This is a genomic window from Sulfuricella denitrificans skB26 (genome assembly GCF_000297055.2).
GTDB classification, from domain to species: domain Bacteria; phylum Pseudomonadota; class Gammaproteobacteria; order Burkholderiales; family Sulfuricellaceae; genus Sulfuricella; species Sulfuricella denitrificans.
The window spans coordinates 2,760,574-2,779,011 of record NC_022357.1; the positions used below are offsets into that span (position 1 = coordinate 2,760,574).

At 56.9% G+C, this 18,438-nt stretch carries 15 protein-coding genes; 9 read left to right on the forward strand and 6 right to left on the reverse strand.

The features are described 5' to 3' along the window. Window positions 1-36: 36 nt before the first annotated feature. Complete coding sequence (gene dsrB, locus SCD_RS13440) at window positions 37-1,107, reverse strand: dissimilatory-type sulfite reductase subunit beta (protein ID WP_009207523.1); 1,071 nt, start codon at window positions 1,105-1,107, stop codon at window positions 37-39. 51 nt (window positions 1,108-1,158) lie between these two features. Next, a complete protein-coding gene (dsrA, locus tag SCD_RS13445) occupies window positions 1,159-2,457 on the reverse strand; it encodes a dissimilatory-type sulfite reductase subunit alpha (protein WP_009207522.1) in 1,299 nt (432 codons plus the stop codon). Between the two features lie 512 nt (window positions 2,458-2,969). On the opposite strand from dsrA, the gene SCD_RS13450 reads away from it, so the two are divergent. The 5 genes from SCD_RS13450 (at window position 2,970) to SCD_RS13470 (ending at window position 5,745) form a co-directional block, all read left to right on the forward strand. Then, a complete protein-coding gene (locus tag SCD_RS13450) occupies window positions 2,970-3,200 on the forward strand; it encodes a DUF6967 family protein (RefSeq protein ID WP_009207521.1) in 231 nt (76 codons plus the stop codon). A 20-nt stretch (window positions 3,201-3,220) separates the two neighbouring features. After that, window positions 3,221-3,841: a type I-MYXAN CRISPR-associated protein Cas6/Cmx6 gene (gene cas6 / locus SCD_RS13455; RefSeq protein ID WP_009207520.1), complete on the forward strand. Its 621-nt coding sequence runs from the start codon at window positions 3,221-3,223 to the stop codon at window positions 3,839-3,841. A gap of 50 nt (window positions 3,842-3,891) precedes the next feature. Then, complete coding sequence (locus SCD_RS13460; protein ID WP_009207519.1) at window positions 3,892-4,221, forward strand: TusE/DsrC/DsvC family sulfur relay protein; 330 nt, start codon at window positions 3,892-3,894, stop codon at window positions 4,219-4,221. Window positions 4,222-4,304: 83 nt separating this feature from the next. Further along, window positions 4,305-5,162 carry a sulfurtransferase gene (locus tag SCD_RS13465; RefSeq protein ID WP_009207518.1) on the forward strand — a complete coding sequence of 286 codons (858 nt, stop codon included), beginning with the start codon at window positions 4,305-4,307 and terminating at the stop codon, window positions 5,160-5,162. Between the two features lies 1 nt (window position 5,163). After that, the gene (locus SCD_RS13470; protein ID WP_009207517.1) at window positions 5,164-5,745 is read left to right on the forward strand and encodes a hypothetical protein; all 582 of its coding nucleotides are present in this window, start codon (window positions 5,164-5,166) and stop codon (window positions 5,743-5,745) included. Window positions 5,746-5,814: 69 nt separating this feature from the next. Here SCD_RS13470 and ppdK read toward each other — a convergent pair whose 3' ends face one another. Then, window positions 5,815-8,607, reverse strand: coding sequence for a pyruvate, phosphate dikinase (gene ppdK / locus SCD_RS13475; RefSeq protein ID WP_009207516.1), 2,793 nt, complete (start codon window positions 8,605-8,607; stop codon window positions 5,815-5,817). A 530-nt stretch (window positions 8,608-9,137) separates the two neighbouring features. Here ppdK and SCD_RS13480 point away from each other — a divergent pair. After that, window positions 9,138-9,893 (forward strand): pentapeptide repeat-containing protein, encoded by a 756-nt coding sequence (locus SCD_RS13480; RefSeq protein ID WP_009207515.1) that lies wholly within the window; start codon window positions 9,138-9,140, stop codon window positions 9,891-9,893. 7 nt (window positions 9,894-9,900) lie between these two features. Here SCD_RS13480 and parC read toward each other — a convergent pair whose 3' ends face one another. The 3 genes from parC to SCD_RS15895 all read right to left on the reverse strand — a co-directional run bounded on the left by parC (window position 9,901) and on the right by SCD_RS15895 (window position 16,028). Then, window positions 9,901-12,294 carry a DNA topoisomerase IV subunit A gene (parC, locus tag SCD_RS13485; RefSeq protein ID WP_009207514.1) on the reverse strand — a complete coding sequence of 798 codons (2,394 nt, stop codon included), beginning with the start codon at window positions 12,292-12,294 and terminating at the stop codon, window positions 9,901-9,903. Beyond that, complete coding sequence (gene parE, locus SCD_RS13490; RefSeq protein ID WP_009207513.1) at window positions 12,287-14,257, reverse strand: DNA topoisomerase IV subunit B; 1,971 nt, start codon at window positions 14,255-14,257, stop codon at window positions 12,287-12,289. Before parE ends, parC begins: the two co-directional genes overlap by 8 nt. 139 nt (window positions 14,258-14,396) lie before the next feature. Beyond that, window positions 14,397-16,028: a methyl-accepting chemotaxis protein gene (locus SCD_RS15895; RefSeq protein WP_009207512.1), complete on the reverse strand. Its 1,632-nt coding sequence runs from the start codon at window positions 16,026-16,028 to the stop codon at window positions 14,397-14,399. A gap of 183 nt (window positions 16,029-16,211) precedes the next feature. Between SCD_RS15895 and SCD_RS13500 the strand changes: the two genes are divergently transcribed. Genes SCD_RS13500 through msrB form a run of 3 tightly spaced genes read left to right on the forward strand, consistent with a single transcriptional unit; the run spans window position 16,212 to window position 18,426 of the window. Then, a complete protein-coding gene (locus SCD_RS13500) occupies window positions 16,212-17,210 on the forward strand; it encodes a serine/threonine protein kinase (RefSeq protein ID WP_009207511.1) in 999 nt (332 codons plus the stop codon). 36 nt (window positions 17,211-17,246) lie between these two features. After that, window positions 17,247-17,936, forward strand: coding sequence for a YceH family protein (locus SCD_RS13505; RefSeq protein WP_009207510.1), 690 nt, complete (start codon window positions 17,247-17,249; stop codon window positions 17,934-17,936). A 28-nt stretch (window positions 17,937-17,964) separates the two neighbouring features. Further along, window positions 17,965-18,426, forward strand: coding sequence for a peptide-methionine (R)-S-oxide reductase MsrB (gene msrB / locus SCD_RS13510; protein WP_009207509.1), 462 nt, complete (start codon window positions 17,965-17,967; stop codon window positions 18,424-18,426). Window positions 18,427-18,438 lie beyond the last annotated feature (12 nt).

The window sequence follows — 18,438 nt, forward strand, 5'->3', positions numbered from 1 at the left end:
CCGGAAACTCTGGCAGGAAGTTGGCACGCAGGGGTATTAGAACCGAATGTGCGTGGAAGCGTTCAGCGTCGCACGAGCACCGCGCCAGTCATCAATATGGTACTTGGTGAAAGGCAGGCCAGTTTTCTCGAAGAATTGCGGCCAGCCGATGCGATCCACCCAGTCAGACATACGCTCCCAAGGTTTGGCATCCGTCTTGTACACACGCAGAATGTTCTTCACCACCGCACCCACTTCTGGCCAGCGAGGCGCATTGTTGGGCAGGCCGGAGGCAACCAGCTTGTGGAAGGTTGGGCGGAGACGGGCGTTGGAGTTCTTGCCGCCAACCCAGATAGCGATCTTGGAAAACTCGGGATCGTTGATCTGCATCGGTGGGCAGGGAGGGAAGCAAGCACCGCAGCACATGCACTTGGATTCATCGATTTCCAAGGAGGGCTTGCCATTCACCAGTGCAGGACGGATTGCAGCCACGGGGCAGCGCGCAACCACTGTCGGACGTTCGCAAGCATTGGCCACCAGATCATGATTAATCTTTGGAGGTTTGGTGTGCTGCATAATGATCGCGATGTCCGCTTGACCGCCGCAGTTAATCTCGCAACAGGAGGTGGACAGCTTTACGCGGTTAGGCATTTCTTCGTGGATGAACTCATCATACAACTCATCCATCAACGCCTTAACCACACCAGAAGCATCGGTACCAGGAATATCGCAGTGCAGAAACCCCTGGGTATGCGAAATCATGGAGACCGAGTTACCGGTACCGCCAATCGGGAAGCCATGCTTGCCCAGTTCGGCAATCAGAGGGGCCACTTTCGACTCGTCCGTGACCATGTATTCGATATTGCTACGCGTAGTGAAACGGACATAACCATCTGCAAAATTGTCAGCGATGTCGCACAGGGTACGAATGGTGTAAACGTCCATTTGACGCTGGGTACCAGCACGTACCGTCCAGATTTCGTCGCCGTTGTGGGCGACATGGTGCAACACACCTGGACGTGGACGATCATGATACTTCCAGCTGCCATAGTTTTTCTTCATCATCGGGTGCAAGTACTGCACATGATCTGGTACGCCGCTCTCAATCGGTTCACGCATTTCAGTCATTATTCTCTCCAAACACTTTTATCTAAAGTTTCTGAGGCTAAATGCCAAGCATCAAGCCGCGTTCGCTTTGCGCTGATTGGCCTTCTCGACTTCCTCATCCCAGCCGTCAGTACGGACATAAGGATTGGCGCGCGGCTGCAGCACCATAGTCGCATCAATATCGCGACCGATGCCTTCCAGGAAGTTGACCAGGCCGATACGGTCGATCATTTCGCCGGTGCGCTCGTGCTCCAGGGCGTTTTCGGCGAAGAAGTCGATGGTGTCCTGAGCGAGCTGATTCAAAGCATCGAAGTCCTCATCGGATTCCAGCTTCATGAACGGCACGATTACGGTCCCCAGGGAAGTACCGATCTTCAGCACACTTTTGCCACCCATCAGGACGGTCACGCCCTTGTCCTTGCCCGGAGCCAGGGCGCCGGTCATGACGTTGATGCAGTGCATGCAGCGGACGCAGCTGTGGTTTTCGATCTGCATCGACTGGGTGTCGTTGATCGCGACGCTGGAGATGCCTTCGACGGTGGAAACATCCTTGGTGTTCTTCAGGGACAGGGCCTTGGTCGGGCAGCGGCTGATCACGTCGTTGACCAGCTCGTCCATGCCGTGCTTGGCGAACCATTTCTTGCCCAGCACGTCGTCGGTCTGGATGCTGTCGCGCCAGGTGCCGATGGTGGCCATGTCGGAACGCTGAATCGAGTTGACGCAGTCGTTCGGGCAGCCGGAGAACTTGAACTTGAACTTGTATGGCAGGGCCGGGCGGTGCATGTCGTCGAGGAAGTTGTTGACCACGGTGCGCAGCGCCTTGGCTTCGTCGAAGCAGGACTGTTCGCAGCGGGCTGCACCGACACAGGACATCGAGGTGCGCACGGCAGGACCGGCGCCACCCATATCGAAGCCCATTTCGTTCAGTTCGTCGAAAGCCGGCTGCACGTTTGCAGTGGTCGCGCCCTGGAACATGATGTCGCCAGACTGGCCATGGAAGGCGATCAGACCTGAACCATGCCGCTCCCATACATCGGCCATCTTGCGCAGCAGGTCGGTGGTGTAGTGCATGCCCGCAGCTGGCTGGATGCGCAGGGTGTGGAACTCGGCTGCATCAGGATAGACATGTTTCTCGTTCTCGTCCTTGAGCTCGGAAAAACGCGGGATTACACCGCCGCCATAGCCGAACACACCAACGGTACCGCCCTTCCAATAACCTTTTTTGGTCGCGTAGGATGTTTCCAGCTGACCCATCAGGTCAACCATCATATCGTTGTCATTAGCCAGACGCTTGAGGCCGGTCACAAAGCTGGGCCATGGGCCGCTTTCCAGCTCGTCAAGCATAGGCGTGTCGTGTTGTTTCTTAGCCATAGTTTTTTAATCTCCAAAAAAATTGAAACGGACGCAAGTTCCAGTCCTGCACGGCAAAGTTGCCAGCATCCTGAATTAATAAATTCTCGAAAAGCCGGCGGCCAATACCCCGCCCGCTCCGCATGCCCCTTTATGATTTGTCTCAATTCCACAAAAAACTAAAGGAACCGCGTCACCAACCTAAATACTACCGCCAATAAAGAATGGCTTTCCATCGTCCTTCATGGGTGGCGCATACTACCCATCTGGGTTATGCGCCACCCCCTGCTTGGGATATAACCTGGCCGCCTCTTGATTCCTGACCGCCCTATCCCCATATAATACGACAACGATATGTATACGGTCCAATTTCATACGCAGGATCTTGAAGCCGCTGTTTCCACACCGAGACTTAGCAGTTTGCTAAATATTTGCGGCTAGGTCAAGTGGCGGATTGCTTAGTAACTTTGTGTCTATAATTTGTACAGTGTCTATATTACTTAGTGTCTAAAATTTAAGGGTAGGCTCACACAATGGCAATGGAAGAAGCTACAAAAATCGACAAATTTACTGCCACGCCCTTTCGGCAGGATATTGAGTTACACCACGTTGACCACGAAGCGGGATTCTCTACGCTGCGCATAAGGATCCGCGAACAAAAGCGTTTCACTATCTTTGATATCGACGAGCATACTGCCGAACATTGGGGGCGCGCCATGCTGGAATGGGCGGAAACCCGCAAGAATGAAGGAGCACTAAAATAGGCTGGCCAATCGAAAGCGGCATGGTCAACCCAGATTTTGACAATGCCGCGGTAACCGAAGTTCACTTTGAACTGCAAGGTACTTTGCTGCCCCGGGATCACGGCTATCCGTTATTCCTCGAACTATCTCGCCTGCTGCCCTGGCTACCTGACGAGGCACTGGCCGCGGTTCATCACATCCATGCCGCGGAAACCGGTAAGGATGACCTGCTTATATTGAACCGACGGGCCAAGCTTGTGATACGTGTCCCCATACATCGGGAGGCCGACCTGGCGACTCTATCCGGCCAGACTGTCACGATTGGCGGCTTCAAACTGACTATTGGCAAGGGCAAAACCAAGCCACTGACACGCCACTCTCCACTGTATGCTCACTGCGTCACCACCGGCAGCATGGATGAGGAAGCTTTTGCCAGCGACATCAATCGCATTTTGGATGAACTAAAGATCACCTGCCGCTTCATCTGCGGCCGGCGCCAAACCATCACAACCGCTGACGGCGTGGCCTATGGTTATAGCTTGCTGCTGCACGAGTTACCGATTGATCAATCCATCCTGGTACAACAGCGAGGTATGGGCGGCAATCGAAAAATCGGCTGCGGCATCTTCATCCCGCACAAATCCACCAACGCTCTGGTGTAGAATACCATTACATTTTTTATCACCCGCAAACTTTCAAAGGAGGAATCACTATGGCATACGAAGTAAACGGCGTTGAGCTTGAAACCGACGAGGAAGGCTACCTACTTGAGCCGAACTACAGTGACGAGATTGTCCCCATTATCGCCGAAACAGAAGGCCTCGCAATGAACGACGAGCGCTGGGCGGTCGTCAACTACATGCGCGAGCAATACAAAGAACATGGCCACACGCCAACATTCCGTAACATGCTGAAAGACTGGGAAAAGATACGCCCCGGCACCGACAGCAAATACCTGTACACACAGTTTCCAGAAATGCCGGCCAAACAGGCTGCCAAGGTAGCTGGTCTGCCCAAGCCTTATGGCAAAGGCGGATACTAACGTCTGGTAATGGACGATGGGGGATAACCCCATCGTCCTGCCCCACTCCTTCCGCATCACCCATACCGATCACCCAACACCCCATGAAGGCCACCACTCTGGTTTCCATCGAAGAGCTGGCTCAGCATCTTGACGACCCTAGCTGGATCGTCTTTGATTGCCGCTTCACGCTCACAGACCCGGAAGCGGGTCGGCGTGCCTACGTGCACGGCCATATACCGGGCGCACGCTACGTCCATCTGGATGATGACCTCTCATCCCCGATTACTCCCACCAGCGGGCGCCACCCGCTACCCAGTCCGCAACTTCTGAGCGAAAAGCTGGGGCTATGGGGCGTGGACAGCACCAAACAAGTCGTCGTCTACGATGACAGTTTCGGCTCTATGGCAGTGAGAATGTGGTGGCTGTTGCGCTGGCTAGGCCATGACGCCGTAGCCCTGCTCAACGGCGGTCTACCCATGTGGATGCGCCAGAAATTGCCTGTCACCTCTGATCCGTCCAAAATCCTTCCGTCCCAATTCATTCCCCATCTGCAAAGCTCGATGCAGGCAGACGCTACCGAAGTGGATCAGGCTCGGCAAGATTACAACAGAGTGATTATTGATGCCCGGCCTGAAGATCGCTTCAACGGAGAACGCGAACCGCTGGACAAGGTGGCAGGACATATCCCCGGCTCCATCAACTGGAACTTCGAAGAAAATATCGACTTCGACAGCACCTATCTGCCCGCTGAAGAATTACGCGAAGCTTACCTCAACCTGCTGCACGGCATTCCCCCGCAACAGGTCATCCATGTTTGCGGTTCCGGCGTAACCGCCTGCCACAATATTTTGGCCATGGAAATTGCCGGATTGCCCAGTGGCAAGCTTTACCCCGGCTCATGGAGCGAGTGGATCACCGACTCATCCCGTCCGATCGAAGTCGGCCCTGCAGGAGAATAACATGAGCAAAATACGGATAAAAACCAACTGGTTCAAGAAAGATGGGCTACCGAAGGATCCTGCGGAAACTGCTTCTGTTCTGGCCATGATACTGTGGCGTCTGGCAGACAAGTTCACCATAAATCTGTCAAAAGCAGATTACGACATCATCACGCCTGAACGCGGGTTTGTCCTGATGGCCGAGTTCCTCGCTTTCGAAGTGCAGTACGCCGATCGCCTTGCTTACAATCGCATCGATGACGCAACGCGCACTGGCTTCATCCAGGCGCTGGCCAAGCGATTATCCGAAATGATGGAAGAAAACATTCTCGCAATCGCGCCGAATAACGACGAAGGTTACAATTACAAAGCTGGCTTCATCGACCTGCTCAACCGTCGTCTGGTGGATTACGCCACCTTCGACCTGATTGACGAAAAACCCGGATTCGCCACGTTGCGCTACCTTGGCAACTGCATCCGCGAAGTCATGGACAAGCGTGACCAGCCGTGGATCATCGACCAGATCATGGACATCGAATCGCCGGAAGCGGTCGAGACCATCAAAAAAACGATGCAGGGCCTGCTGGAAACCGAGGAAGAGTAATCCCCCTCCACCCCAAGTAAAAACATCTCCCATCCTATCTGGGATGAGGCGTCATTTATTATGACTGACTCAGCTCGGATCCTGATACTCCCCCTCCAGCAGCTTGGCTTGTGCTGCAGCCAGACGCGCGATCGGCACGCGCGGGCCTGAACAGGACACGTAGCTGAGGCCGATGTGGTGACAGAAGTGGATTGATCCAGGATGTCCGCCATGCTCGCCGCAGATTCCCACCTTGAGATCAGGGTTGGTCTGACGCCCCCTCTCAACCCCCATCTTCATCAGCTGTCCCACTCCTTTAATGTCCAGCACTTCGAACGGGTTGTCCTGAAGAATACCCGTCTCGTTATAGGCTGGCAGGAACTTGTTTTCGGCATCCTCGCGACTGAAGGAAAAAACGGCCTGGGTCAAGTCGTTGGTGCCGAACGAAAAAAATTCCGCTGTCTCCGCCATGCGCCCTGCGCGCACACAGGCTCGCACCACTTCGAGCATGCTGCCGAACTTGAATTTCACGTTGATGCCATGGGTCAGTTCAACCACCTTGTGGATCCGCTGAACGTAACTGTGGATGCGCTTCAGTTCTTCCACCGTGGCCACCTGCGGCACCATAATTTCAGGATATATCTCGACCCCTTCCTTGGCGCATAGGGCGGCGGCTTCGAGGATCGCCTGGATCTGCATCGTATAGATTTCCGGGTAGGTGATCCCCAGTCTCACGCCACGGTGCCCCAGCATTGGATTGACTTCCGCCAGGGCGCGCACTTTCTTCAGGATCGTTTCCTTTTTGCTGATCACATCCTCTTCCAGGTGCGATTCCTTGAAGGTATGCAATCCGCCCATCAGCTTCAGAAGCCCGTCGGAGTATTGCTGATAGAGTTTCGGATTAAGCAGCTTGAGGGTGTCCGGCAGCTCCTCCAAGCCCTTGATAGTGTCGCGCAGCTGGTGCAGGTGAGCGATTTCCAGCTCAAGCTGCGCTGCGGTGGGAAGGAATTCATGCATCGGCGGGTCGAGCAGTCGCACCGTCACCGGCAACCCCTTCATCGCCTTGAAGATGCCCTTGAAGTCAGAACGCTGAATCGGCAGCAGACGATCGAGCGCAGCCTGCCGCTGCTCCGGAGTTTCCGCCAGGATCATTTCCTGCACGATAGGCAGGCGGTCGGTGCCGTTGAACATCCGCTCGGTTCGGCACAAACCAATGCCCATGGCACCAAAACCGCGCGCCTTGGCGGCAGCCTCCGGCGTGTCGGCATTCGCCAGCACCTTGAGACGCGCCACTTCATCTGCCCAGGCGAGCAGGGTGGACATTTCCCCGGAGAACTCGGCCTCTACGGTCGGCACTTCGCCGGCGTAGACATGGCCGGTGCCGCCGTCGATGGTGATAATGTCACCCTCATGCAGCGTGGTTTCACCGATCTGGGCACTGCGCAATTTGTCGTTGATCACGATCTGCTCGCAGCCGGAAACACAGGGCTTGCCCATACCGCGCGCCACCACTGCCGCGTGCGAGGTCTTGCCGCCGCGGCTGGTGAGGATGCCCTGTGCCTGGAAGAAGCCGTGGATGTCTTCCGGCTTGGTTTCCTCGCGCACCAGAATGATTTTTTCGCCCGCACGACCGCGAATTTCAGCACTATCTGCATCGAATACAATCTTGCCCGAAGCCGCGCCAGGCGAAGCCGGCAGGCCTTGTGCCAACGATTTCCCATGGAAATCGGGAGAAAGCTGCGGCACCAGCAACTGCTCCAGCATCGCCGGCTCAGTGCGCAGCAGAGCGCGCTCCTTGCTGATCAGACCTTCATGAAACATTTCCACCGAGGTACGCACCATGGCTCTGGCGTTCATCTTGCCGTTGCGAGTTTGCAGGCAATAGAGCGTTCCTTTCTCGATGGTAAACTCGAAATCCTGCACTTCGTGGTAATGCGACTCCAGGCGGTTATGCAATTCCATCAACTGATTGTAGATATCCGGCATTTCGTCGGCCATCTCGGCGATCGGCTTGGGTGTGCGTATACCCGCCACCACATCCTCACCTTGCGCGTTGGTAAGGTATTCACCGTAGATAAGATTTTCGCCGGTACCGGGGTTACGGGTAAAGCCCACACCTGTTCCTGAATCGTTGCCCATGTTGCCGAACACCATGGTACAGACGTTGACTGCAGTGCCATCAGCCTGGTCTTTAGTAATCCTGAACTGCTTGCGATAGTCCACCGCGCGCTTGCCCGACCAGGAGCGAAAAACTGCCCCCACCGATATTTCCAATTGCTCGTACGGATCTTGGGGGAAAGGCTTGCCGCTATGGCGCTCGACGATGGCAAGAAACTCTTCGGCCAGCGCCTTGAGGTGCGCGGCAGTCAGGTCCACATCCAGCGGTGCACCGTATTTTCTCTTGATCGCTGCCATCCGTTCATCGAAATGTTCGTCGCTGATGCCCAGCGCAATCTTGCCAAACAGTTGAATGAAGCGACGGTAGGCATCGTAAGCAAAACGCTCGTTGCCGGTCTGCCGGATCAGACCCGGCAACGATAACTCATTGAGACCGAGGTTGAGGATGGTGTCCATCATCCCCGGCATCGACATCGCCGAACCGGAACGCACGGACACCAGCAGGGGATTTTCGCCGCTACCGAAGCCCTTGCCGGTCTTCTTTTCCAGCGCCTGCATGCTGTTCCTGATCTCATCCATCAGCCCTTCCGGCAGCTGATTCTTCTCCAGATAAGCCAGACAGGCCTCGGTGGTGATGGTAAAACCCGGCGGCACATTCAGCCCGATTTGCGTCATCTCACACAGATTGGCGCCCTTGCCGCCCAGCAGCATCTTGTTTTTTCCGTCGCCTTCTTCAAATGCGTAGATATATTTTTTTCCGCTCATGGCCGACGCCCCTTAAATTTTTATGGGAATATTGACGAAATAAATGATATCACGGGCACAATAAAAAATGCGTCCCGCAAAAGAACCTTAACAAATTCGTATCAAGAACATGATCGAAACACAACAAGATCCCGTGATCATGAATAACACTTTTATTATATTATTCAATAAATAATAAGCATACAGGGAAGCACACTCACATCAATATTTATCTAACTCATTTATATAACATATCTTTCTGTTAACCGACGTGTCGGAGGCTTACTCCAAAGCGATTCCCTTCCGGAACGTACCGCGCCCCATGAATGAAATAGACCTCGTGCCAATTGCCGCACGCACAGAAACGGGAACGCCTCTGTATTTATAGCGCAGCCTGGATAAACATTTGTTGTTAAGGAGTTTCAGGTTGATTGTTGCAGCGCAAGTATCATAAGCTCGGCCGTATCCTATAATCAGGCATGAGAAATTCGCCTTCGCGAGCCCGTACCGCACCGTCAAGAGAAACCAAAAATCGCCGCCAGGAGGCAGTCATGACTTTCAAACCTTTACAGATGGCTCTATTTACCCTGGGGCTTGGCTCTATCTCAGTAGCGGCGGGGCCAATCTCCGATCGCTGCGCCAATCTTGTTCCCGCCGCCGACCTCTCAGCTTGCAACCTCTCCGGCCGTGCCCTTACCGGAATCGATCTTTCAGGTGCAAAACTTGAAAATGCCAATCTTCGCGGAACTCGACTTGACGGTGCCGATCTGCGCGGCGCCAATCTGAAATGGGCAAACCTCAGTCGTGCCAGACTGCGCAATGCGGATCTCAGGGAAGCGGATCTATTCCATGCCACTTTTGATGAGGCGGATATGAGTGGTGCACGCGTCAACAAAGCCTACCTTTTCGGTGCCAACCTGATTAACACCCGTGCAGCCGGCGCAGACTTCTCCGGCGCCTATCTCAAAGACGTACTCATGGAAGGAATTGACCTGTCGGGTGGTTCACTGGCGGATACCTACATGCTTCGTGGCGTAATGACCGGGGGACGATTCGTGAACACCAACTTCTCCCGCGCTGAAATGACCGGGGCAGGAGCAGAAGATTGTGACTTTACCAATGCCGACTTCTCAGGAACCCGCCTCCTGGGCGCATCGTTACGCGGCAGCCTGTTCAAGAACTCCAAGCTGAAGGACGCCGACTTCTCCAACGCAGATCTGTTCAATACCGTCTTCGATGGCGTCGACGACCTGCCTCCGTCTTTAATGGAGGCAGTTGCCAGCCGACTCGGCTTCAAGCCGGAATGACGGGAAATTAGCTCGAAACCTTGGACGTATGCAGCGCCTCGATCTTCAGGTTGACCGGCTTGCCTTTGCGCGCACGCTTAGCCACCTCGAACTGTGGCACCTCATCGATCGTGCGGCCCCTCCTGACGCCCTTCAGCATTAGCGTATCCTCAAAAACGCCAACGAGCTTCAGGCTATCGCCCTTCTCCAGACCCATCAGAATCACTCCGCGGCCCTTCGGCATTTGCTTGACCTCGCCCAGAGGAAACACCAGCAGCTTATCGCTGCTCGACACGCAAGCTACGTAACGTGGGACACCTTTTTGCATCTTGACCGGAGGCAATACCTGCTCTCCTTCCTCCAGCGTCATCAACAGCTTGCCGCCCTTCTGGCGCGAAGCCATGTCGGCGATTGTGGCGACAAAACCGTATCCGCCGGAATTCGACAGCAGCACCTGGTCTTCCTGTTGCCCGGTCATCATGCTGACGATCTTCGTACCGGGCTGCAGGCCCACCACAGAACCCGCGGGCACGCCGTCGCCTTTGCCTCCGGGAATCTGCGAAGCCGTGATGGTATAGGCGCGTCCGTCCGAGCCGAGCAGGAGCACCGCATCGGGAGAGCGGCACTCGATCGCGACAAACAGCTTGTCTCCCTCCTTGAAGGAAAGCGTGGCCAGGTCGATGCCGTGCCCCTGGCGCTGGCGCAGCCAGCCCTTCTCGGACAGGATGACGGTCACCGGTTCATCCAGTACGGCGGCTTCGGACAGCGAAGCGCGCCTTTCCGGCTGGATCAGGGTGCGCCGGTCGTCGCCAAATTTCTTGGTATCCTCACGAATCTCCCTGGCAACCAGGGATTTCATCCGGGCAGGGCTGGCCAGCAAGGATTCCAGCTTGCTACGTTCCTTCATCAGCTCGGCAATTTCCTGCTCGATCTTGATACCTTCCAGGCGCGACAACTGGCGCAGGCGGATTTCCAGAATGTCGTCGGCCTGCCGCTCTGACAATGAATAGCGGGCGATCAAGGCGGGCTTCGGCTCGTCGGACTCACGAATCAGCCGGATCACCTCGTCGATGTTCAGGAAAACGATGTGCCGCCCTTCCAGGATATGGACGCGGTCATTGACCTTGCCGAGGCGGTGGCCGAGACGCTTTTCCACCGTCGCAATTCTGAACTGGCACCATTCCGAGAAAATCGTAAACAGCGATTTCTGCATCGGGTTGCCATCCAGCCCAACCTGGACAAGGTTAAACGAGACCGTGGTTTCCAGGCTGGTGTAGGCGAGCAGGGTACGGGCGAATTCGTCGCGGTCGATGCGCGAGCTCTTCGGCCCGAACACGATGCGCACCGACTGCTCCTTGTCCGATTCGTCACGTGCCGTATCGAGCAGCGAGAGCAGTAAAGTCTTGGTCTGCATCTGCCCTTGATCGACGGCCTTCTTGCCGAGCTTGGGCTGCGGGTTGGTCAGCGTTTCGATTTCCGACAGCACTTTAGCCGCCGAAGCACCTGGCGGCAACTCCGTGATCACCAGCTGCCATTGCCCGCGTGCCATCTCCTCGAAGACATAGCGCGCGCGCACCGCGATCGAGCCGCGGCCGCTGGTGTAGGCATTGCGGATTTCCTGCGGGCTGGAAAGGATCTGACCGCCGCCGGGGAAATCCGGGCCAGGGATCATGTCCAGCATCTGCGCTTCGGTAAATGAAGGCGACTCGATCATCGTCGCCGCCACCTCGCACACCTCGCGCAGGTTATGCGGTGGCACCTCGGTGGCGATTCCGACACCGATGCCGGATGCGCCGTTGAGCAGCAGGAAAGGCAGGCGCGCCGGCAACACCACAGGTTCCTCGAAAGAGCCATCGTAGTTCTGGCGGAAGGCGACCGTACCGTGATCCAGTTCGCCCAGCAAAAGCTGCGCGATCGGTGTCAGCCGCACCTCGGTATATCGCATCGCTGCGGCCGAATCGCCGTCCAGGCTGCCGAAGTTGCCCTGACCGTCGATCAGCGGATAGCGTAGCGAGAAATCCTGCGCCATCCGCACTGCCGCCTCATACACCGCACTGTCGCCGTGCGGGTGGTACTTACCGATCACGTCGCCGACGATGCGCGCCGATTTCTTGTGCGGCTTGTCCCACTCGTTGCCCATCTCGCGCATGGCATAGAGAATGCGTCGCTGCACCGGCTTCTGGCCGTCGCGCACATCGGGAATGGCACGCGACTTGGACACCGCCATCGCATAGGCGAGATAGGCAGCCTTGGCATAGTCCGCCAGATCGTCCTGTGGTGGTTCGGCAGCAGGGGGTTCAGGTGGCGACTCAGGCGGCTCTGGGGGGTGTCCGGCTAGCGCCATATCTTCATCCGGCAACACTTCCAGTTGTTCGAAAAGATCGGGGGTATTGATATCGATTACGTCTTTCATCTTACTCATCCGCCTCCACCAGATGTCCCGCTTCTTCCATCCATGCTCGCCTTGAAGCGGCCTCGGATTTGGCCATCAGCTTGTTGAAAACTTCCCGGACGTAGCCGGTGAAATCGTCCGTGCGCAAAGTCAGCAGGCGACGCGCATCGGGGTTGAGGGTGGTCTCCCACAACTGCACCGGGTTCATTTCCCCCAGACCCTTGAAGCGCGAGACTTGCCACGCGCCCTCACGCACCTTGTCGGCGCGCAGGCGGTCGAGCGTGCCTTCCAGTTCGCCATCGTCGAGGCAGTAAAACTTGCGCGCCGGCTTGTTCTTGCCCTGCGCCGGCACGTCCACCCGGTACAGTGGCGGCTGCGCGACGCACACCCGTCCGGCGCGGATCAGGGCGGGGAAGTGGCGGTAGAACAGGGTCAGCAGCAGAACCTGGATATGGCTCCCGTCCACGTCCGCGTCGGCCAGGATGATGACACGGGCGTAGCGCAGGTTGGACATGTCCGGGGTGTCATCCGGCGCGTGCGGGTCAACGCCGAGCGCCACGGCGATGTTGTGGATTTCGTTGTTGGCGTAGATACGATCAGCTTCGTGCTCCCAGGTATTGAGCACCTTACCCCGCAGGGGCAGGATGGCCTGGGTGTCCTTGTTGCGGCCCTGCTTGGCGGAGCCGCCGGCGGAGTCGCCTTCGACCAGGAACAGTTCGCGCTCTTCCAGGTTGTCGGACTGGCAGTCGGCCAGCTTGCCCGGCAGTACGGCAACGCCGGAGGACTTGCGCTTTTCGATCTTCTGCCCGGCACGCTGGCGCGTCTGCGCCGCCCTGATCGAGAATTCGGCGATCTTTTTTGCCTGTTCCTGGTGTTCGTTGAGCCACAGTTCGAGCGGGTCACGCACCATGGCGTTCACCAGACGCAGTGCATCCCTCGATGATAGCCGTTCCTTGGTTTGCCCCTGGAATTGCGGGTCCAGCATCTTGGTCGAAAGCACGAACGAAATGCGGCTGAACACATCGTCGGCGGTAAGCTTGACGCCCTTTGGCAGCAGGCTGTGATGGTCGATGTAGCTCTTCACTGCGTTGAAGATGCCGTCGCGCAGACCCGCTTCATGGGTGCCACCGGATGGCGTATGAATCAGGTTGACGTAAGACTCGCGCACAATCGGCCCATCCTCGGTCCAAGCCACCACCCACTCCGCCCCCTCGCCTTCGGCGAAGGTATCGTGCGAAGCCGGCGCGTACTTGGAGAATTTCCAGAACAACCCGTCAATCAGGTATTCAGCCAGTTGCGACCTGAGGTAATCGGAAAGTCCGTCCTGGTAAACCCACTCCTTTTCGTCCTTGATCAGTCCGTTCTTGTCCTCGATCTCCAGCCTGACTCGCACGCCGGGCAGCAGCACCGCCTTGGCCTTCAGCACCCGCTCCAGTTGCTGCGGCGGAATCTCGGCGCTGTCGAAATACTGCGCATCCGGCCACACCCGGACCGAGGTGCCGGAGGCGCGCTTGGGCGCACTACAGACCAGCGCCAGCGGTTCGACCACGTCGCCGCCGGTAAACGCCATTCGATGGACTCCGCCCTCTCGGGTGACCGTTACTTCCAGCCGTAGCGACAATGCATTGGTGACAGAAACTCCGACACCGTGCAGCCCGCCGGAAAATTGATAGGCCCCGCCGGCCTTCTTGTCGAACTTGCCGCCCGCGTGCAGCCGGGTAAAGACCACCTCGACCGTAGGCACCCCCTCTTCGGGGTGAATGCCGACCGGGATGCCGCGGCCATCGTCCGTGACCGAAACCGACCCATCACCATGCAGCCGCACCGTAACAACCTTGGCGAAACCGGCCAGCGCCTCGTCGGCCGAGTTGTCGACCACCTCGGTAATGATATGCAGCGGATTGTCAGTGCGCGTATACATCCCCGGCCGCTGCTTCACCGGCTCCAACCCGCGCAGGACGCGGATGGAAGAATCTGAATAGGTCTTGCTCATAATTCCTGTGTATCCCTAAACCGGCAGAGCCGGAACCCAATAAAGTGATGCGCGATGCGACATGGAATGAGTAACAGCGTGGCGCACCAGGTTTTTCCCATCATCCATTACTCTTTACCCATCCCGATGCCTTGATGGTTCAAAGCCTGAAGCGGGCAACCTCATCCTGCAGGGCATGGGTCATGGCCTGGATGCCTCGGCATGCCTCGGCGGTTTGCCCTATCGTCGCGCTGCTTTCGGAAGCCATCTGGGCGATATGCTCGATCCGGATAGCGACCGTGCCGGTTATTTCGCTTTCTTCGCGGGTAGCGTGAGCAATCTGCTGGATCATTTCCACCACGCATTTTACGCTGGCAGTGATCTGGTTGATTGCCTCGTCGGCCTGATGCGCCATCGCAACGCCTTCCTCGGCCTGCTCCCCGCCTTTCCCCATGGTGGTGACCGCACTCGAGATTTCCGACTGAATGGCGCCGATCATATTCGATATCTCGGACGTGGCGTTGGTGGTTCGTTCGGCCAGCTTGCGCACTTCATCCGCCACGACCGCAAATCCGCGCCCCTGCTCACCCGCCCGCGCCGCTTCGATGGCGGCGTTCAGCGCGAGCAGGTTGGTCTGGTCGGCAATATCCTTGATCACCCCGACGATCTTCCCTATCTGGTCGGAGCGGTGGCCGAGGGATTCGATCATTGCCTCCGATTCGTTCACCGTCCGGGATATCGCCTGGATGCCATTCACGGCGGCATTCACGACATCGTGTCCCTTGTCTGCCATGGCGCTGGCCTCATGCGCCGCTTCTGAAATCGATTTCGCCTTCTCCGCGACTTCCTTGACCATCGTATTCAGGCCCTCGATAGCAGTGGCCGCGTTTGCCGCCTGCTCGGTTTGACTATTGGCGAGGGCAGCGATTTGCTCCGCGGCGTTAGACTGCGTTTCGGCGGCGCAGGTGACCTGGTTGGCAGAATTGCGGATCGTGCCAATGATGGAAGAAAAATCCGCGGCCATCTGGTTGAATGCCTGGGCCACCTCGCCCAACTCGTCCTGACCCACCAGGTTGGCGCGCGCGGTCAGGTCACCGGCAGACAGTCTTTTCGCCGAATCCGCCAGGGTGGAAACCCCACGATTCACCGAGCGAGTGATTACCAGGCCAATCAAAATTGTCAGCGCGAGCCCCACGACGATGCTTGCAATAGACGCTATCCGAATGGTTTTTCCGACGGCCAGGGCGCGCTCGTATTCGTTTTTGGCGGCGTCCACCTGATGCTGGATCAGCGCATCGATGCCCTCCGACGCCTTCGCATAGGCCGGGTCCATGACCTCCTTGCGCAGCTTGTCGGCTTCGGTAAATTTCTCCGCTTGCAGCAGGTCAATGGTGGGCATGACGCCATTCATCCCGAAATTCAGACGTTCCTTGATGAAAGCGGCCAGCAGCTTTTTCTCTTCTTCGGACATCTGGCGCGCATTGTAAGGTTTCAGAATATTTTCTATCAAGAAAATATTCCTGCTCACCTTGTCGGCATGCGCCATAACTTCGAATCCATCCGTCTCCTGCCGGGCGGAAAGCAGCTCGATGCGGATCTGCATCTGATTACTGCGGATCTCGTTGAGCTGGTTGATCGCCACCAGGCGATCGTTATAAACGCTCAGCAGGGCGTTGTTGGAATTGTTGATTCCCAGCAATCCCGTCAGCCCGATTCCACCGAGCAGAGCCGAGACAAAAATGATTAGAACGGTCAGTTTGGTTCGGATTTTCATGTCGTTCAAAAAACTCATGCAGCCCCTCCTCAGGGTGTTTCACTAACCTTGGCGGAAAATATTCTGGATATTGTATAAATTAACGTTGCGGCATCCTGCCTTGAACCGGATGGTAACCTCTGTCGGCCCAGCTTGCCAGTCCGGCAGCAGGATTACCCCATTTCCTTTGCGCCAGGGCTACAATGAGTCTTTTTGTATTGAATGATCACAGTGGACACGCCCAGCCCGCCCTATCAGGATCTCACCCCGGACCGCATCCTGAATGCGGTAGAAAGCCTGGGCCTGCGCTGCGATGGCCGCCTGCTCGCGCTCAATAGCTACGAAAACCGGGTCTACCAGGTCGGCATCGAGGAAAGCGCGCCGGTCATCGCCAAATTTTACCGCCCACTGCGCTGGACGGATGAAGCCATTCTCGAAGAACACCGCTTTACGCTGGAACTCGCCGAACGTGAAATCCCCGTCGTGGCGCCCCTGGTCGACGCAACCGGACGCAGCCTGCATGAATTCGAGGGGTTCCGTTTCACAATTTCCCCGCGCCAGCCAGGGCGGGCACCGGAACTGGACGACCCCGACACTCTGGAATGGATGGGGCGCTTCATTGGCCGCATTCACGCGGTCGGCGCCATCGAACCCTTTGCCCACCGGCCCACGATCAGCATCGAGACCTTCGGCGAGGAGCCCTACCGTTACATCATCACCAACGGCTTCATCCCGCCCGATCTTGAAGCCGCCTACATCTCCACCGTTGAAGATGCCCTGCAACGAGTGCGGGCAGCCTTTGCACGCGCCGAACCCGTTGCGCTGATCCGGCTTCACGGCGACTGCCACCCCGGCAACGTGTTGTGGTCCGACACCGGCCCGCACTTCGTCGATTTCGACGACTGTCGCATGGGCCCGGCCATGCAGGACATCTGGATGCTACTGTCCGGCGACCGCGCCGAGATGACCCGTCAGCTGTCCGACTTCATGGAAGGCTATAAGGAATTCCACGATTTCAACCAGCGTGAACTGCTGCTGATGGAAGCGTTGCGCACCCTGCGCCTGATCCACTATTCCGGCTGGCTGGCCCAGCGCTGGAGCGACCCGGCCTTTCCCGCCAGCTTTCCCTGGTTCAACACCCAGCGCTACTGGCAAGACCAGATCCTCGCCCTCCGCGAACAGGCCGCGCTGATGGACGAACCGCCGCTGTTTCTGGGCTAGTATCAAGAACAGTCCCGACCGACAAGGAAACTACCGATGGATATCGAACTTACCCTTTATGAATCGCGCGTGATCGGTGCCCTGATCGAAAAGGAAATCACCACACCCGATCAATACCCACTCTCGCTCAACGCGCTGACCAATGCGTGCAACCAGAAAAGCAATCGGGAACCGGTTCTGGAACTTGATGAGGCAACAGTTCAGGAAACGCTGGATGCGCTGGTCAAAAGATCGATGGTCAGCGACCAATCCGGCTTCGGCAGCCGCACCACTAAATACAAGCATCGCTTCTGCAATACCGAATTCGGCATCCTGAAGTTTTCGGAGCAGGAGCTCGGCATCATTTGCGCGCTGTTGCTGCGCGGCCCGCAAACTCCGGGAGAACTGCGTACCCACACCAACCGCCTGTGCAAATTCGGCGACATGCAGGAAGTCGAATCCGCGCTGGATCGTCTGATGGAACGGAGCGACGGACCTTTTGTCGCCAAGCTGCCGCGCGAGCCGGGGAAAAGAGAGTCCCGCTACATGCATCTATTCAGCGGCGACGCACCAGCAGTGGAGTTCTCTGGGAGCACTCACATCGCCCCTGAACTGACTGGCTCTGAGCGGGAAAGACTGGATATGCTGGAGCTGCGCGTCGGCGAGCTGGAACAGGAAATTGTGCTGCTCAAACACGCACTCGAACAGCTAGGGCCGAAACCAACCACCGGCTACATGGAAGCTTGATGGTGGAATTATTCAAGGAGGGCTGACAATGGCATGGGATGACAGCGGATACCGCAAGCCGGGTACGGACGAACTGAAAAAACGTCTGGACCCAGAGCAATATCAAGTCACACAGGAAAACGGTACGGAATGGGCATTCCGAAACGCCTATTGGGACAATAAAAAGGAAGGCATTTACGTCGATGTCGTGTCGGGTGAACCGCTGTTCAGTTCCCTCGACAAATTCGACTCAGGCACAGGCTGGCCCAGCTTCACCCAACCGCTGGAACCGGCCCATGTGGCCCTGCATGAAGACCGCTCGCACCTCATGGCGCGCACCGAGGTTCGCAGCAAGCTCGGCGACTCGCACCTGGGTCACCTCTTCGATGATGGCCCGGCTCCCACCGGCCAACGCTACTGCATGAACTCGGCATCGCTGAGGTTCATCCCGATGGAAGACCTGGAAAAAGAAGGTTACGGCGAGTACCGCAAGCTATTCGACAAGAAATAAACCTTTAAACGA

Excerpts from the sequence above, each read along its gene's own strand:
- SCD_RS13500 (WP_009207511.1), top strand. The coding sequence starts at position 16,212 with ATGATCACAGTGGACACGCCCAGCCCGCCCTATCAGGATCTCACCCCG.
- SCD_RS15895 (WP_009207512.1), bottom strand. The coding sequence starts at position 16,028 with ATGAGTTTTTTGAACGACATGAAAATCCGAACCAAACTGACCGTTCTA.
- msrB (WP_009207509.1), top strand. The coding sequence starts at position 17,965 with ATGGCATGGGATGACAGCGGATACCGCAAGCCGGGTACGGACGAACTG.
- SCD_RS13465 (WP_009207518.1), top strand. The coding sequence starts at position 4,305 with ATGAAGGCCACCACTCTGGTTTCCATCGAAGAGCTGGCTCAGCATCTT.
- dsrB (WP_009207523.1), bottom strand. The coding sequence starts at position 1,107 with ATGACTGAAATGCGTGAACCGATTGAGAGCGGCGTACCAGATCATGTG.
- dsrA (WP_009207522.1), bottom strand. The coding sequence starts at position 2,457 with ATGGCTAAGAAACAACACGACACGCCTATGCTTGACGAGCTGGAAAGC.
- SCD_RS13460 (WP_009207519.1), top strand. The coding sequence starts at position 3,892 with ATGGCATACGAAGTAAACGGCGTTGAGCTTGAAACCGACGAGGAAGGC.
- ppdK (WP_009207516.1), bottom strand. The coding sequence starts at position 8,607 with ATGAGCGGAAAAAAATATATCTACGCATTTGAAGAAGGCGACGGAAAA.
- SCD_RS13470 (WP_009207517.1), top strand. The coding sequence starts at position 5,164 with ATGAGCAAAATACGGATAAAAACCAACTGGTTCAAGAAAGATGGGCTA.
- SCD_RS13505 (WP_009207510.1), top strand. The coding sequence starts at position 17,247 with ATGGATATCGAACTTACCCTTTATGAATCGCGCGTGATCGGTGCCCTG.
- cas6 (WP_009207520.1), top strand. The coding sequence starts at position 3,221 with ATGGTCAACCCAGATTTTGACAATGCCGCGGTAACCGAAGTTCACTTT.
- SCD_RS13480 (WP_009207515.1), top strand. The coding sequence starts at position 9,138 with ATGACTTTCAAACCTTTACAGATGGCTCTATTTACCCTGGGGCTTGGC.
- SCD_RS13450 (WP_009207521.1), top strand. The coding sequence starts at position 2,970 with ATGGCAATGGAAGAAGCTACAAAAATCGACAAATTTACTGCCACGCCC.
- parE (WP_009207513.1), bottom strand. The coding sequence starts at position 14,257 with ATGAGCAAGACCTATTCAGATTCTTCCATCCGCGTCCTGCGCGGGTTG.
- parC (WP_009207514.1), bottom strand. The coding sequence starts at position 12,294 with ATGAGTAAGATGAAAGACGTAATCGATATCAATACCCCCGATCTTTTC.